15 protein-coding genes are annotated in these 16165 nt (G+C 70.6%); 9 read left to right on the forward strand and 6 right to left on the reverse strand.

Translation table 11 applies throughout. The annotated features are described in order from the left end of the window. Positions 1–56: 56 nt before the first annotated feature. The 3 genes from AC3ERS_RS02285 to AC3ERS_RS02295 form a co-directional block, all read right to left on the reverse strand. Entirely contained in the window at positions 57–485 is a 429-nt protein-coding gene (locus tag AC3ERS_RS02285) for a Fur family transcriptional regulator (RefSeq protein WP_431962915.1), read from the reverse strand. Positions 486–488: 3 nt separating this feature from the next. Further along, positions 489–839 carry an ArsR/SmtB family transcription factor gene (locus tag AC3ERS_RS02290; RefSeq protein WP_067787209.1) on the reverse strand — a complete coding sequence of 117 codons (351 nt, stop codon included), beginning with the start codon at positions 837–839 and terminating at the stop codon, positions 489–491. A gap of 94 nt (positions 840–933) precedes the next feature. Further along, a complete protein-coding gene (locus tag AC3ERS_RS02295) occupies positions 934–1917 on the reverse strand; it encodes a hypothetical protein (protein WP_431962917.1) in 984 nt (327 codons plus the stop codon). 317 nt (positions 1918–2234) lie between these two features. Here AC3ERS_RS02295 and AC3ERS_RS02300 point away from each other — a divergent pair, with 317 nt between their 5' ends. Further along, complete coding sequence (locus AC3ERS_RS02300) at positions 2235–3635, forward strand: glycine--tRNA ligase (RefSeq protein ID WP_431962919.1); 1401 nt, start codon at positions 2235–2237, stop codon at positions 3633–3635. Positions 3636–3746: 111 nt separating this feature from the next. Here the strand turns inward: AC3ERS_RS02300 and AC3ERS_RS02305 are convergent, their stop codons facing one another. Next, positions 3747–4358, reverse strand: coding sequence for a TenA family protein (locus AC3ERS_RS02305; RefSeq protein WP_431962921.1), 612 nt, complete (start codon positions 4356–4358; stop codon positions 3747–3749). 62 nt (positions 4359–4420) lie between these two features. On the opposite strand from AC3ERS_RS02305, the gene AC3ERS_RS02310 reads away from it, so the two are divergent. Together AC3ERS_RS02310 and AC3ERS_RS02315 are read left to right on the forward strand one after the other, a co-directional pair. Further along, the gene (locus AC3ERS_RS02310) at positions 4421–5734 is read left to right on the forward strand and encodes a phthiocerol/phthiodiolone dimycocerosyl transferase family protein (RefSeq protein ID WP_431962923.1); all 1314 of its coding nucleotides are present in this window, start codon (positions 4421–4423) and stop codon (positions 5732–5734) included. 64 nt (positions 5735–5798) lie between these two features. Further along, entirely contained in the window at positions 5799–7268 is a 1470-nt protein-coding gene (locus AC3ERS_RS02315; protein WP_431962925.1) for a molybdopterin-dependent oxidoreductase, read from the forward strand. Between the two features lie 320 nt (positions 7269–7588). Here AC3ERS_RS02315 and AC3ERS_RS02320 read toward each other — a convergent pair whose 3' ends face one another. Then, entirely contained in the window at positions 7589–8407 is an 819-nt protein-coding gene (locus AC3ERS_RS02320; protein ID WP_431962927.1) for a MerR family transcriptional regulator, read from the reverse strand. Positions 8408–8463: 56 nt separating this feature from the next. After that, complete coding sequence (locus tag AC3ERS_RS02325) at positions 8464–10446, reverse strand: TPM domain-containing protein (protein ID WP_431962929.1); 1983 nt, start codon at positions 10444–10446, stop codon at positions 8464–8466. Positions 10447–10496: 50 nt separating this feature from the next. Between AC3ERS_RS02325 and AC3ERS_RS02330 the strand changes: the two genes are divergently transcribed. From AC3ERS_RS02330 to AC3ERS_RS02355, 6 genes are all read left to right on the forward strand, one after another. Further along, on the forward strand, positions 10497–11174 hold the full coding sequence (locus AC3ERS_RS02330; RefSeq protein ID WP_431962931.1) for an MBL fold metallo-hydrolase: 678 nt from the start codon (positions 10497–10499) through the stop codon (positions 11172–11174). A 31-nt stretch (positions 11175–11205) separates the two neighbouring features. Then, positions 11206–12351 (forward strand): serine hydrolase domain-containing protein, encoded by a 1146-nt coding sequence (locus tag AC3ERS_RS02335; RefSeq protein ID WP_431962933.1) that lies wholly within the window; start codon positions 11206–11208, stop codon positions 12349–12351. Between the two features lie 71 nt (positions 12352–12422). Then, entirely contained in the window at positions 12423–13673 is a 1251-nt protein-coding gene (locus AC3ERS_RS02340; protein ID WP_431962935.1) for a PucR family transcriptional regulator, read from the forward strand. A 121-nt stretch (positions 13674–13794) separates the two neighbouring features. Beyond that, positions 13795–14793 carry an alpha/beta hydrolase gene (locus AC3ERS_RS02345; protein WP_431962937.1) on the forward strand — a complete coding sequence of 333 codons (999 nt, stop codon included), beginning with the start codon at positions 13795–13797 and terminating at the stop codon, positions 14791–14793. Positions 14794–14847: 54 nt separating this feature from the next. Continuing rightward, positions 14848–15063, forward strand: coding sequence for a hypothetical protein (locus tag AC3ERS_RS02350; RefSeq protein WP_431962939.1), 216 nt, complete (start codon positions 14848–14850; stop codon positions 15061–15063). A 6-nt stretch (positions 15064–15069) separates the two neighbouring features. Then, positions 15070–16053, forward strand: a complete 984-nt coding sequence (locus AC3ERS_RS02355; protein ID WP_431962941.1) for a hypothetical protein — start codon at positions 15070–15072, stop codon at positions 16051–16053. Positions 16054–16165: the final 112 nt, after the last annotated feature.

Genomic DNA, 16165 nt, shown 5'->3' on the forward strand with positions numbered 1-16165 from the left:
ATGCCGAAGGCCACCCGCTTCCTGAGGGGAGTGGGTGGCCTTCGGTCGTGAATCGGTCAGTCGCGGGGAGTCTTGGCGCAGGTCCGGCAGGTGCCGAAGACCTCGATGGTGTGGCTCACCTCGGTGAAGCCGTGTTGGCTCGCGATCGCCTCGGCCCACGCCTCCACCGTCGGGCCCTCGACCTCGACGGTGCGGCCGCAGCGCCTGCAGACCAGATGGTGATGGTGGCCGGTGGAGCACTGCCGATAGACCGACTCGCCGGAGTCGGTGCGCAGCACGTCGACGAAGCCCGCGTCGGCCAGCGACTGGAGTGTCCGGTAGACCGTGGTGAGCCCGATGCCCTCGCCGCGCTTGCGCAGTTCGTCGTGCAGTTCCTGCGCGGAGCGGAATTCGTCGATGTCACCGAGCAGCGCGGCGATCGCACTGCGCTGGCGCGTGCTGCGTATCCCGACCGGCTTCTGTGGATCCAACGTCTTCTCCTGCACGGATCACCCTTCCTCGGCGTGCGCGACGGCGTCGACGACAATGTGCGCCAGGTGGTCGTCGACCAATTCGTAGAGCACCTCGCGGCCGGATCGCTCGCCGTGCACGACGCCCGCGGACTTCAAGATGCGCAGGTGCTGGCTCACCAACGGCTGGGTCACGCCGAGCGCGTCGACCAGCTCGTGCACGCAGCGCGGCGATTCGCGTAGCTGGAGCACGATGGCGATGCGCACGGGAGCGGCGAGCGCTCGCAGCAGCTCACCCGCGTCCTCCAAGACGGTGCGCGCGGGCACCGGCGCGGGCCCGGGGGATCGATAGGGTGTGTGCGAGTGCGCGGCGGCCGTCTCGGCGGTCATCGGAACCAACTCCTTATTGGAAAGCGATCCCATTTTGATATGCATAGTTGCGCATGTCAAACGCGGCGCGCCGGGTGAGCGGGCAGACCGCTGATCACCGGCAACCGTCCTCGGTCGGCATCGGGATGTTGGGGTCGAAGTATTCCTCGCTGCGCCGGTGGTGCCCGGCGGCAGCGGCGGTCTCCCGAGGGTTGTTGTAGTCCGGCGCGAGGAAGCCGTGTTCGGATTGCGCGCAGTCGACCGAGTAGCTGAAGCCGCGCGCCTCGCCGAACCAGACGCCCCGTGCGTCGGCAGCGTACTTCGAATCATCGATCCAGCGGTACTCGATCTCGTGCCTGACCACCGCCACGATGTCCATCGGGCCGTCGATCTTCGTCGGATCGGGGACGTCGAAGGCGTAGGCGACCAGATAGTTGGTCCGGATCGTCAGCTCGCCGTGTTCGTTGACGGTCGGCGTCATCCACCCGGTGACGCGCGGCTGCACGGGAAGCAGCCGAGCCCCCGCCGCGATGCGCTCGGCCACGTACCACGATTCCTTCTCTTTGCCGGGCGCCAGCTCCGGCCGGAGTTTCTCGACCAGCGCGGGCGCCAGCTGGTCGAGCACCAGGCTCGGATCGCGGGTCTCCAGCACCGTGCGATCCAGCCGCGCGGTGATGATCAGCCGTCGCACGCGCTCCATGAACTGCCCGACCTGCTCGGCCGAGTACGGGCCGACGGGATGCGCGGGCGGCGGTTCGATGCCGCCCGCGCCCTCGCGCCACATGGCGGCGGGGGTGTCGGCGAACGGCCGGGTCAGATCGACCTCCGCGTGCGCGCGCAGCGGCGCGGTCGAGGTGCTCGCGGCGCTCGTCGGCGGTGCGCTCGCCGTCGGCGCGGTCCCGTCCAGGAAGGCGAAGCCCGCCCACGCCAGCGCCACCACGGCGCTGAACGAGAGCGCCGTGAGCAGCGCGCCGCGGCTCGGCCCGGTCAGCCCGCGAGCCTTGCGCGCCCTGGTCGCGCGCCGGTGGTCGCGCAGCGCGCGGCGCTCGGCCTCGCGCGCCCAGTCGGCATCGAACAGATCCGGTGGCAGATCGGCCACGGGCCCACCCCTAGTGCTACATGCCGACTCGTTCAAGGCTCAGCGCCCCACCCCGCCCCGGCCGTCTTCGGCAAAAACGTTGGCGCCGGGGCATTCCCGGCGGTCCGTCGGAACATGATCGCACCCGTCGGACGGGCGTGCGTCCCGGGGCCGTGGCCGCCGCGGCGGACGCTCGGGGCGAGCAGACGCCTCGCACGCGATACGGCACAGGTGGCTGGCGGTGCAAACCCGGTTGCGTGATGCCGATAGGCTGGAGGTCATCGATCGCATCAAATGAAAAAATTCGATGCAGTGAATGCAAATCCGACTCGCAGTGGATGGAGAAATCTCGCGTGGCACCCAAGTCGAAGGTGGACACCGTTGCCAACCTCGCCAAGCGCCGGGGTCTGGTGTACCCGTGCGGTGAGATCTACGGAGGCACCAAGTCGGCATGGGACTACGGTCCGCTCGGTGTCGAGCTGAAGGAGAACATCAAGCGCCAGTGGTGGCGGGCCATGGTCACCAGCCGCGAGGACGTCGTCGGCCTCGACTCGTCGGTGATCCTGCCGCGCCAGGTGTGGCAGGCCTCCGGCCACGTCGAGACCTTCACCGACCCGCTGGTCGAGTCGCTCGTCACGCACAAGCGCTACCGGGCCGACCACCTGCTGGAGGCCTACGAGGAGAAGCACGGCCACCCGCCCGCCAACGGCCTCGCCGACATCCGCGACCCCGAGACCGGCGACCCGGGCCAGTGGACCGAGCCGCGTAACTTCTCCGGCCTGCTCAAGACCTTCCTCGGCCCGGTGGACGACGAGGAGGGCCTGCACTACCTACGCCCGGAAACCGCGCAGGGCATCTTCGTCAACTACAAGAACGTCGAGACCACCGCGCGCAAGAAGCCGCCGTTCGGCATCGCCCAGATCGGCAAGAGCTTCCGCAACGAGATCACGCCGGGCAACTTCATCTTCCGCACCCGCGAGTTCGAGCAGATGGAGATGGAGTTCTTCGTCAAGCCGGGCGAAGACGAGCAGTGGCACCAGTACTGGATCGACACCCGCATGGCCTGGTACACCGACCTCGGCATCGACCCGGAGAATCTGCGGCTCTACGAGCACCCGAAGGACAAGCTGTCGCACTACTCGACGCGCACCGTCGACATCGAGTACCGCTTCCGCTTCCAGGGCAGCGAGTGGGGTGAGCTGGAGGGCGTCGCCAACCGCACCGACTTCGACCTCAAGACGCATTCGGAGCACTCCGGCACCGAGCTCAGCTACTACGACCAGGCAGGCAACGAGCGCTACATCCCGTACGTCATCGAGCCGGCCGCGGGTCTGACCCGTTCGCTGATGGCGTTCCTGGTGGACGCCTACGCCGAGGACGAGGCCCCGAACGCGAAGGGCGGCGTGGACGTTCGCACCGTGCTTCGCCTGGACCGCAGGCTCGCGCCGGTGAAGGCCGCCGTGCTGCCGCTGTCCCGCAACGCCGACCTGACCCCGAAGGCCAAGGACCTCGCCGCCCAGCTGCGCAAGCACTGGAACGTGGAGTTCGACGACGCGGGCGCGATCGGCCGCCGCTACCGTCGCCAGGACGAGATCGGCACCCCGTTCTGCATCACCGTCGACTTCGACACCCTCGAGGACCAGGCGGTGACCATCCGCGAGCGCGACTCGATGGCGCAGGAGCGGATCGCGCTGGACAAGGTCGAGGGCTACCTGGCCCAGCACCTCATCGGCGTCTGAGTTCCCCGCGCGACGACCCGCGACCGGTGTACCGGTCGCGGGTCGTCGCGTTTCCGCGACGCTCGAATCGCGTTCAGCGGCAAGGGGTCTGGTCGGTCCCGGTCGATCCCGTCAGTCGAGCGGCACGTCCCAGAATGCCAGCTCGTGGCGCATGCCTTCGCGGAAGAGGAGCTCGGCGCGCCCGGGATCGACGCCGGACTCGTCGAGCATCTCGGCGCAGCGGCGGGTCAGCGCGGCGAAGCCGGGATCGGCGTAGGTATCCACCCAGCGCCGATAACGTGGCTCGGCGGGCGGGTCGACGGCCAGCTGCGCGCCGAGCGTGGAGTAACCCCACATGCACGGGTAGAGCGCGGCCAGACCTTCGCCGTAGTTCGCGGCCGAGTCCAACAGAAAAGCGGCGTAGTTCGCGCACGGGCCGCCCTTGACCGCGCCGTCGAGATCGGCGCCGAACTCGGCGGCCAGCGAGCGGTGCAGGGCGAGTTCGTTGTGGAAGGTGGCGTGCGCCAGGTCGACCAAGTCGCCGAGATGCGCGGCGGGCGCCTGCCAGGCCAGCCTGCTGAACACCCGCACGTAGTCGAGCAGGAACAGGTAGTCCTGCTCGAGCCACGACCGGAACACCGGCTCGGGCAGGTCGCCCGCGGCGATGCCCGCCACCGTCGGGTGCGCGCGCTGCGCCGCGACCAGCGGGCCACCGATGTCCTCCAGATGTGCCGCGAGACTCATGTCTCTCAGTCTTCCGTACTGTTCGGTTTGCGCGGGACCCGGCGGTGCCGCACGCTGGGCGTGTGTGGTGGACAGTGGACGACACGGTGCGAGTGCTCGCGCCGTCCGAGCAGCGTTTCGTGCGGCACGCGACCTACACCGGTCGCTCCGTTCTGGTCGAGGGAAAGCTCGACATCGCCGTGTTGCGAAGCGCATTCGGCGCACTGCTGCGCACCCATCCGATCCTCGCCTGCCGCATCGGTGAGGACGCCGACGGGACCGGTCATCTGCTGCGCCCGGCGGGCGACGCGGTGGGGGTGTGGGTCCGCGCCGGTGACACCGCGACCGTCCGGCTGCCGGACGGGACGCTCGATCCGTCGGTTCAGCTCGCCTATCTCGACGTGGTGATCGAGGACGCCCGCGCGCGCGTGACGCTGTACGCGCACCACGCCGTCGCGGACGCGGGCCACTGCGTGGCGCTGCTCGTCGCGCTGTGGGACCGCTACACCGACGAGGTGTCCGGCGCGGCGAATGACAGTGTGCCGCAAGACTTTCCGCGTCCGCTGGAGTGGTACGCCGCACGGCATGGTATTCCCAGGTCGGCGGTGTCGGGTCTGGAAGCCGCGTCCCGGCCGCTGCCGCACGCGCCGATCCTGCCGCCCGATCCGGCGACTCCCGCTCCCGCTTCGCTGGCCCGGCCGGAGCGGACGATCCTCGGGCCGGAGGCGACCGCGCGGATCGTGGAGCTGAGCCGTCGCCACGGCGTCACCGTCAACGGGTTGGTCACGGCCGCACTGCTGCGGGCGTATGCCGAAACTGCCTCGGGGCCAGTCGATTCGGTGCCCGGAGATTCGGATGCGCGCGTTGCGGGGCCGGGCGACGCCCTGCCGCTGCGCTGCGTGTATCCCGTCGACATGCGCTCGCGACTGACTCCGCCGGTGGCTGCCGCCGACGGCACCAACATGGCGGGCCTGGCCGCGTTCGCCGCCGACATCACGTCCGCCACGGACGTCGTCGAACTGGCGCAACGCATTTCGGCGCGGCTGAGCCACGACCTGGCCGAGGGCATCGTGCAGCAGTCGGTGCTGCACTTCCCGGAGTTCTTCGGGCCCACCGCGATTCACTCGCTCGCCGGGCACATCGCGGTGACCAACACCGGCAGGGTGCCCCGCTTCCGCACCCCGCAGGAACTCACACTCACCGATTACGAGATCGTCTACCTCTCCGCCCACCCGCGCCCGTCGGCCGGACCGTCGGCGGCCGTCACGTTCCTCGTCTACACCTTCGCCGACCGGCTCTGCGTCGGCGTGCTCGGCGGCGGTCAGCTCGCGGCGCGACTACCGGACGCCGTCGGCCGCGAACTCGCCCAGTTGGCCGCGGTGTCGATCGACGCGTGATCCGAGCGGGCCGACGGGCTGGCCGTGTCCGCGATTTCGTGGACAATGCTGGGGGAGAACATCGATGACGATGCGGCGGAAGCGGGTGTTTCGGACAGTGCGGACGAACGGAAAGAGCGGCCTCGGGGCGGCCGCGGTCGGGGTGGCCGCGCTGGGGCTGGGGGAGGCGATCGCGGCCGCCGGGGGCGGGTCGCTGATCGACACCGTCGGCCGGGGCCTGATCGACACCGCGCCCGTGCCGGTTGTAGAGGCCACCGTCGCGCTGTCGGGTCGGCACGACAAAGAGATCACCCGGCTCGGAGTCGGCGCGGGTGCGATCGCCGCGACCACTGTGCTCGGCGCGCTGCCGCCCCGGCTTCGGACACCGGCCGCGGCGGCGTTCGGGGCGGGTGCGGCGGCGCTGGCGCTGCGCAGATCGACCCGGTCCCCGTCCACGGCCGCAGGCGCGTCGGCGGCGGGCGCGGTGCTGGCGGCCGGGTTGGGCAAGCGGCCGGGCGGGTTGTTCGGCGCGCTGGCGTGGACGGCGGCGGGCGCGGGATTGCTCGCCGCCGCGCGGACCCTGCACCGCGATCGTGATCGCGTGCGCGACAGCGCGATTCGAAACGTCGGCCCGCTGGGCGGCATCGGCTTGGTGCCGGACGACGGCCTCGACGAGCCAGGTCTCTCCTCGCTGATCACCACGGCGGGCCGGTTCTACGTCGCCGACGTGAACCTGCGCCCGCCGCGCATCGATCCGGACCGGTGGCGGCTGGCCGTGACCGGCATGGTCGCCCACCCGCTGCGGCTTTCGCTGGCCGAATTGGCCGCCGACGCGGTGGAATTCGACGCGGTCATGGTCTGCGTGCACAACCGGGCCGGGCAGGGCAGGGCGGGCAACGCGCGCTGGTTCGGCGTGCCGCTGGCGCACCTGCTGAAGCACGCCATTCCGGAGCCCGCCGCCACCCGCCTGGTGACCCGCGCCGTGGACGGCTACACCATCTCGCTGCCGGTCGAGCCGTTGCGCACCGGAGAGCTGCCCGGCTACCTGGTGATCGGCATGAACGGTGCGCCGCTGCCGCCCGAGCACGGCTTCCCGGCCCGCGTCTTCGTGCCCGGACTCTACGGCCAGTACACCGGCGCGAAATGGCTGTCCGAGCTGGAGCTCGCCGACGACAGCCACACCGATTACTGGGTACGGCGCGGTTGGCCGACCGATCTGCTGTGGGTCGAGCCACACGCCCGCATCGACACCGCCGCCCCGGGACGCACGATCTCGGGCACGCTCACCGTCGCGGGCGTCGCCTGGGCCCCGCCGCACGGCGTGGCGGCGGTGGAGCTCAGCGTCGACGACAGCACATGGCGCCCGGTCGATCTCGGCACCGAACTGGCCCCCGCCGCCTGGCGCCGCTGGCGCACCACCCTCGAGCTCCCACCCGGCACGCACACGCTGCGCGCCCGCACCATCAGCCGCTCCGGACAGGTACAGGAAAGCGCCACCCGCGCGCCGTTCCCCGCGGGACCCACCGGCATCCACACCGTCACCGTGCAGGTCTGAGCGAGCGTCACGGAATGATGCCTGCTGTCACCTCGCCGACCGGTCCCGTGCGTGCTGGTCTGAGCCAGCCCGACGCCCAGGGGGGATGGCTTCCGTTGCCAGTCGAGAGCGGTCCCGCGCCGCGCGGTGTCTTTCCGAGCGAGTGTCACGCCGAGCAGGGATAGCTTCTACTGCTGGCTAGCCGACCGGTCCCAGCGCCGCGCGATGCAGATCTGAGGGTCGCGCGGAGCGGGGACGGGTCCTGTCGACAGGCGCCCAAGCTGTTCACGCCGCTGGATTCGGCTCGAAAGCGCTTGCACCGCAGCGGCTCCGGGTGCGCTTCACCGGCGCGCGATCGGCTCCTGCAACTCCGTGACCCACCCGCTCGGGTCCTCGGTGAACTCCAGGGTCACCTCGCGCGCAGGGCCGTGCGAACGGTAACCGTTGGCGTCGATCCACCGGCCGAGCGCCTGCCAGGGTTCCAGCACTTCGTTCATGCTGCCGCGGTGCACCACGGTCGCGGCCCGATCGATCGCGGGCAGATCGACGATCGAGAAGTCGTGTCCCGCACCGGGTTCCGTGGCGACCGGCAGCGCGGCGTGCACCAGCACCGAACCGTCGGGGCGCTCGTCGTAATAGGCGATGCCGGGCCCGACGGGTTCGAGCCCCGCGCGCTCCAGCCGTGCGCACAACTCCTCGAACAGTGGGCCCACCACGGGACCGATCGACCGCGGCTCGAAATCGCCCGCCTCGCCGGTCAATTCGGCGACCCGGACGGCAGGGACGGACTTGACGACCACATCGTGCACGGGCATGGCGCCCTCCTTCTCGATGACGCGGAGTCTCGTCTCGACCTGGACGAGCCGGTCCCGGTCCGTCGCGATGCGCTGCTCCAGTTCCGGGCGGCGCAGCGTGAGCATGCCGCGCAGTTCCGCGCCGCTCACCTCGTCGTCGAGGATCCGGCGCACCTGTTCCAAGGTGAAGCCGAGCTCCTTCAGCGCGACGATTCGGTTGAGCCGGGCGAGCTGGCCCGCCGCGTAGGACCGATAGCCGGTTGCCGGGTCGACCACGTCGGGCCGCAGCAGCCCGATGCCGTCGTAGTGGCGCAGCATGCGCACCGACACCCGTCCGTGTCTGGCGAAATCTCCGATACTGAACATGACGCCTCCGGTTTACGGCCTCACACGGTGTCAGGGTCAAGCGCCGCGCGCGGTATTCAGAACCGCCCGCCCCGGCTGACCCGCCGCGACCCGCTGGACCCACCGTAGGAGCCGGGCCGATACCCGCCGCCCGAGCCGTGCCGCATCCCGCCCGCCGCGCCGCGCAGCAAGCCCTCCAGCAGGATGCCGCCGAGCACCGCGCCCGCCTGCGCACCGCCCGAGGGCGGCCTGTTCGACTCCCAGGCGCGCACGCTGGCCTGCGCCTCTTGGAGCGCGCGACCCGCCAGCTCGGCCGCCGCCTGCGCGTGCCGCAGCGCCTGACCGGGGTCGGTGGCCGCGAGCCGTTGCGCCGCATCGAGATTCCGCTGCGCCTCGGAGAGCCGGGTGCGTGCGGTGGCGTCGATGCCGCCGCGGCGCGTGGTGACGAACTCACCCGCCGCGCGCACCCTGGCGCCCGCATCGGTGAGCGCCTGGTCGAGGCGGCGGCGCAGATCCTCGGCGGCAAGCTTGCGATCGGTGGCGGCGGCGATGGCCCGATCCAGATCGCCGTCTGCGGCCACCGCGCCGTGAAAGGCGTCCAGCGGATCGGCGTCGGCCATGGCGGATGCCTTGTCGAGAGCCTGCCGCGCCGAGGCGGTCGCGGTGGCCAGTTCCGGGCCGCCGAACGCGGCGAGTTCGGTGGCGGTGGCGATGTCCTTGCGCAGTTCGTCCAGCACCGCGGGCAGGCCGTCGCGGGCCTGCTGGATGTCGGTCGCCGCGTTGTCGACCGCGTCCAGCAGCGTGCGCGCCTGACCGATGGCCCCCTCGGCGGCCCTGATCGCGCCGACCGCGCCGCCCTGCTTGCCGACCGGCAGCGCCATGGCTTCGCGTCCGGCATCGATGTTCTGTTCGGCGAACGAGATACGTTCGCGCGCCATCGCCGTGTTGTCCCGAATGGGGGCGAGCACGCTCGCCGGATGCGCGGCGCTGAGCCGGGCCAGTTCGGCCTCCGACGCGGGCACCCGGCCGGTGAGGTCGACCAGGTCCCTGGTCAGCGCGTCCAACCGGCTCGGCGCGTCGATCAGCAGGTCGCGCATCGCGTCGAATTCGGCGACCCGCCCGTCGAGTTCGCGATCCGCGCGGCCCACGGCGCCGATCAGCTCGATCAGCAGACGGCGCTGCTCGTCGGCGGTCTCCGGAATGTCGTCGTCGAGCCGCTGACGGAGGGTGAACGCCCTGGCGGCCGCGGCCTTCGCGTCGTTCAGCGCGGTGGTGAACGGCGCCGCGGCCGTCGCGCCGAATTCGCCGACGGCCAACTCCAATTCCTCGCCGCTGGTACGTACCGCGTTGTCGATCTCGACGAGCACCTCACGGGAACGCGCGTGCAGCGCCTCCAGCGGAAGCGCGGCGAGGGCGGTGCTGTCGCCGGGGTCCACCCGCCGCGCGGTGTCCAGCTCGGCCCGCTGCCGATCGCGGCGGCGTGTGCGCGTGTACAGCAGCAGCGCGCCCACCGCGACCGCGACGACGAGCGCCAGGATCAGCAGCGTGCGGAAGCCGACCCCGCCCGCGCTCATCGCCGAGTTCAGGCCGTCGGCGGTCGCGATCCCCGCGGCGGCCCAGTCGCTGTCGCGCAGTGCGGGCTCGACCCTGCGAGTCAGCAGTTCCTCGAGCTCGCTGTCGCTGACCCCGACCGGCAGCTCGCCGTAGAACCAGTAGTCGCGCGAGCCGGTGGCGACTGCCAGCAGCAGATCTCGGGTGCCGAATCCCGATGCGGCGGCGGTCCTTTCGGCCCACGCCTCCGGGCCGAGCCCGTCGAAATCGCGGGCGTAGGCGATCCACAGCCGGATCTGCCGGTCGTCGTAGAGACGGTCCACCGCGGCCCGCACGCTGTCCAGCTGAGCACTGTCCAACGCGCCCGCGCTGTCGACGACGTAGGTGTCCATGCGGCTCGGCGGCTCCGCCGCCGCGGTCGGCGCGCCGAGCAGCGCCGTGACCAGCAGCAGGAGGCAGGCCACCACCGGGGCGGTCCGGCGGGCGCGACGATTCGGCTGCGACGGCATTCCACGAATCTATCCCCGGTTACCGCCGAATCAGTGGATAGCATCGTGGCGTGATCACGATCGACCGCCCCTACACCGGACACGTGTCCGCGGGATCGAACCCGCAGCAGCGCGACCTCGACGGCGCGCGCGTCATCAAAATGTCCGTCGGTGCGATGGACAACAACGTCTACCTCGTGCAGTGTGCCGCCACCGGCGCCGCGCTCCTCATCGACGCCGCCAACGAACCCGACCGCATCCTGGAGCTCATCGCCCAGGAAGCGCCCGGCAAGGTCCGCCTGATCGTCACCACCCACCAGCATCCCGATCACTGGTGGGCGCTGAAGGAGGTCGCCGCCGAACTCGACGTCCCCACCGCAGCTCATCGGCTCGACGCCGACCCGCTGCCCGTCACCCCCGACCGCCTCCTCGCCGATGGCGACATCGTCGAGATCGGCGACCTCATCCTCGCCGCCATCCACCTCAGCGGCCACACCCCGGGCTCCATCGCCCTCGCCCTCCCCGAGGAACCCGGCCGCATCCACCTCTTCACCGGCGACAGCCTCTTCCCCGGCGGCGTCGGAAAGACCAACAGCCCCGAAGCTTTCACCTCCCTCTACACCGACGTCACCACCAAGCTCTTCGACCGCTACGACGACGACACCGTCGTCTACCCCGGCCACGGCGACGACACCACCCTCGGCGCGGAGCGCCCGCATCTAGGGGAGTGGCGCGAACGCGGCTGGTGACAGTCGAACTGAAACATGTTCTAATTCCTGAGTGACGGATTCCATCGCCGGGACCTGCGACCCCGCCTTTCGCGAGGTGGGGGAGGTGTTCGCGGCGAGCTTCGCCGACGGGCAGAACCGGGGCGCGGCGGTGGCGGTGTTCGCGGGCGGACGGCCGGTGGTGGATCTGTGGGGCGGGGTGGCCGACGAGCGCAGCGGGCGCCCTTGGCTGGCGGACACGCCGTGCGTCGCTTTCTCCTGCACCAAAGCGGTCACCGCCACGGCCGCGCTGCTGGTCATGGAGCGCGAGGGGACCGGACCGGAGCAGCCGGTGCGCCGCTGGTGGCCGGAATTCGCCGCGCACGGCAAGCACGCGGTCACCGTCGAGGACCTGCTGACCCATCGCGCGGGCCTGCCCGCCTTCGAACGGCCGCTGACGAAGTTCGATGCGGCCGATCCCGCCGCCATGGCCGCCGAACTCGCGGGGCAGATCCCGGTGTGGGAGCCCGGCGCCAAGCACGGCTATCACGCGCTCACCTTCGGCTGGCTGGTCGGCGAGTTGGTGCGCAGGCGCACCGGCCGGACCGTCCCGGAGTTCGTGAGGGAGCATTTCGGCGCGGAACTCTGGGCGGGCCAGGGCGAGATCGCGAACGCCGCCCGCCTCGGCTTTCCACCTGCCACTGAAATGGAGTGGCGGACAGAGGATCTGCCCGACAACACCGCGGTCCGGCGACTGGCCGAGTCGTATCGGGATCCCGACTCGCTGCTGATGCGCGGGTCGACGAACCCCACCGGCTCCTACAACGATCCGACCGTGCTCGCGGGCGGCTGGCCCGGATCCGGCATGGTGACCACACCGCGCGCGCTGGCCCGTTTCTACCGCGACCTGATCCGCGGCGACCTGCTGCGCGCCGAGACGCTGCGCGACGCCGTGCGCGAACGGGTGCGCGGCGCGGACGAAGTCCTGTCCCTGGACAGCGCTTTCGGGCTCGGCTACATGCGTCCGTCGCTGAACTTCCTGCTCCCGAAGAGCGCACGGGCGACCGCGTTCGGCCATCCCGGCGCGGGCGGCTCGGTCGGCTTCGGCGACCTGGAACACGACCTCGCACTGGCGTTCATCCCGAACCTGCGCCGCGAAGGCCTCGCGGGCGACCGCCGCGCCTACGACCTGATCGCCGCGGTCTACGCGGCGCTCTAGCACCGCGGCCCAGGGCTTCCGGCGCGGCGACATATCTTGCCGCAGCCAGCCCGCGCGGTCACAATGCCGCCATGTCCGCCGTGCAGCCCCGCCTGTCGGTCGATGCTCCGATCATCAACCGGCTTCTCCCGCGTCTCACCGATCTGTTCACCGAGTTGCTCGATGCCGGGATCGCGGCGATCCCGGGCGCCGAGGGGTTGCCCGACGGGCATTTCACCGACGAGGTGATTCCCGCGATCGTCGCGGGCGCCGGGCTGTTCCTCGAAGCGCTCGACGAGGGACGGTCCTGCACTCCCGAGGAAGTCGCCGAGCTTGTCGTTCCGGTGGTGCGGAGGCACGCCGAAGACCGAATTCCGTTGCGGGCCTTGCTCTTGGCGTTGTTCGGAGGTATGCGGCACCTCTGGGCGAAGGCAGGGTCGCTCGCCGAGCCGGACGACCTGTCCGATCTGTTGGCCTTCTCCGACCTGCTGCTGGACCTGCTGGCCAATCTGACCGTGTCGATCACCGAGACGCACAGCGACGTGGAGCAGTCCATCTACGGCAGCGAACGGGAGGCCCGCAGGCTGCTGTGCGCCGCCTTGCTGCGCGGTGTCGAGACGGCCGAACTGGCCGCGCGCGCCGACATCACCCTGGCCGATCGCTACGACATCCTCGCGATCCAGGTCGTCGCGTTCAGTCAGGCGGGTCCGATGGTGGACGCCGTGATGGCCCGCCGCCGAATCCGGCTGGTGCAGCAGACACTCGACACGCTCGCCGGAACCACCGCGCTGAACACCTTCGACGGCACGACCGGTATCGCGCTGCTCCCGACGGCCGCCGACCCTTCGATCAACGCTCCGTACGCGGAGCTGGGCGCGGGGCTGGCGACCCGCCTCGGCGACGCCGTCGTCGTGATCGACGCCGGATCGGTGCCGCGCAGCGAGCTGGCGGTCGCCGCGGGCGAGGCCGCCGAACTCGGCGATCTCGCCAGGGCCCTCGGTCTCCCGACGGGCAGCTACGTGCTCGACGACCTGATGCTGGAATACCAGCTGACCCGTCCGGGACGGTCGCGAGATCGACTGGCGCAACGCATCGTTCCGCTCGAGCCGTATCCCCACCTGATCGAGGCGCTCGACGCGCACATCCGGCACGGTTCCGATCGCAAGGCGGCGGCGGCCGACGTGCATCTGCACCCCAACAGCTTCAGTTATCGCCTGCGCCGCGTCGCCGAGCTGACCGGCTTCGATCCCTCCGATCCCAGCGAATCCAGGCTGTTGTCCGCGGCGTTGATGGTCTACCGGCTCTACCCGCCCGCCGCGAGTGCGACCATCGACTCGAATTGACGGCGGTTCGTTCCGCGTGACTAATGCGGCGGGTCGTATTCTCGTATCAATGCAGTGACACCGACTCAGACGGTTGCCGATACTTGTGACACGATCACAACGTACGAGAAGGGCTGTCACCATGAACTCGGTCGACGTGGACCGTTCCGCCCAACGCCCCCAACCGAATCCGCTGCGCACCGATTTCCCGGGCGGCAGTCGCCGCTCCCGGCTGCTCGACGCGGTCATCCGGTACTCCGTGCGCCCTTTCCTCGCGCTCTGGTCGCGCTACCCCGATCTGCCGTGGCCGTACGATGCGGTCGACCACCTCGGGCGCGTGCTGCGCACCACGCCCGGACTGGTCCGGCAGCGTATCGCCCTGCCGCACTGCGCGGCCGAACTCACCACTCCGCGCGTCGTCGACGACTCCCGCTTCGTGCTCTACCTGCACGGCGGTGCGTTCCTCATCGGGAACCGGGCGCTGCACCATCAGATGATCGGCCGCTTCGCCGACCTGCTCTCGGCTCGAATCCTCGCGGTCGGTTATCGCAAGATGCCCAAATACGGGATTGCCGAGGCGGTTTCGGATTGCGTCGACGGATACCGGCACGCACTCGAGATGGGCGTCGCGCCGGAGAACATCACGTTGATGGGCGATTCCGCAGGCGGCTACCTCGTTTTCGTGACCGCGCTGGAGATTCGCGACCAGGGTCTGCCGATGCCCGCCGCGATCGTCGCCATGTCCCCGATGACCGACTGGGACCACACCGCCAAGCTCGCGGCGCCCACCGGTGGCGTCTGCGCGGTCTTCCCGGTCCGCGCGGTGCCGATGCTCGGCATACTCGCCGAGCGCACCCGTGGCGCAACGCCTTTGGTGTCGCCCGCGCACGCCGATCTGGCCGGGCTGCCGCCCACCCTGATTCAGGCCAGTTCCAGCGAATTCGTCTACCCCGACGCAGAACTCATGGCCGCTCGCCTCGCCGAGCACGGCGTGCCCTGCGAACTGCACATCTGGCCCGGACAGGTGCACGTTTTCCAGGCGGCCGCCTCGATCGTGCCGGAAGCCGCCCACGCCGTCGCGGAGATCGGTGGGTTTCTCGATCGCACGCTGTGGCAGCGGACCGAACGCCGCAGCGCCTGACTCCGAATACCCGATCAGCCAACTCTTTTCCGACACTCAGGAGCCCGTACCGGGATGACCGACCCGAAAAGCGAGTTGCTCGCCGAACTGGCCGAGCCGCGCGAAATTCTCGACCAGCTCACCGACGAGGAGGCGACGACCCTGCTGACCCTGTTGCGCCGCGCCGAAGAACAGCAGCGGCACAGCCTCGACGCGGCCATCGACGCGGCCTTCGACGTGCTGCCCCGGCTCGTGCGCATCCCGGCGCGCAAGATTCTGTTCGGAAGGTAGGCGACGATGACCGATCTGCTGACGCGTGGCCAGCTGGACATGCTGGCCCAGACGCTGAACGCCGACGCCGCCGACCTCGCCGGGCTGACCCGCCTCGGCGCACAGAACCTGCGCGAATTGCGGGAGCGCATCTCCGACCGGCTCTTCGACGCGCACGCGGCCACCTTCGCCAGGGTGAGCAAGCTCGCACCGCTGATGCCCAACGCGCTGGCCGCCAAGGTGGCGCTCCAAGCGGTGCCTGCCGAGGTCGGCGGCAGGGCCGGGGGAGCGCTCGGGCTCGACCATCCCGACCGGGCGGCGGGGATGCTCGGCGAACTCACACCGGAGTACCTCGCCGACGCGGCGCCCTATCTGGATCCGCGGGTCATTCCGGTGCTCGCCCCTCGGGTGCCCGCGGAGGTGCTGGTGCCCACCGCCAACGAGCTGCTGCGCAGGCGCGACTACGTCACCGCGTCGCGGTTCCTCGAGCACGCCACCGACGAACTGATCCGCGGCTTCGAGCGCGGCATCGCCGACGGCGAAGGGTTGCTGCGCACCGCCGCGCTGACACCGTCGGCCGATCGGCTCGAGGACGTCGTCCGGGTGCTGCCCCCGGCGCGTCGCGGCGCCATCGTCCGGGCCGCGTCGGCCGGCTCGGACGAAACGCTGATCGCCGGGATCTCGGTGCTGTCCCGGCTGGAGCCGGAGCTGCGCCGCGAGCTCGGCGCCGAGTTCCTCGACGATCTCGACGAGGCGGGCCTGGACCGGTTGCTCACCGTGGGCACCCGGGACGAAGCGGTGGTCGAGCTGCTCACCGTGTTGTCCGAGGTGGACGAGCGTCACTTACGCTCGATCGCCGACCGGTTGAGCAAGGGCGACGGCTCCGTGGTCGGCGCGCTGCTCGACCAGGCGACCACGCCGGCGGCGCGGCGCACGCTGCACGCCATCGGCGAACTGCTCGAGCCGGCCGAACGGCCCGATCTCATCGATCTCGTCGACCGGACGAAGTGAGGACTGTCACCTGCGGGACGACGCTGTCGTTCGCCTCGTGTCGGCAGGTGAGTGCGGATTCGTCGGGGCGGCAGCGCGATTCGCGGTGGCCTGGTCGGGCGGCTTCGTTTCC

This window comes from Nocardia sp. bgisy134 (assembly GCF_057708325.1).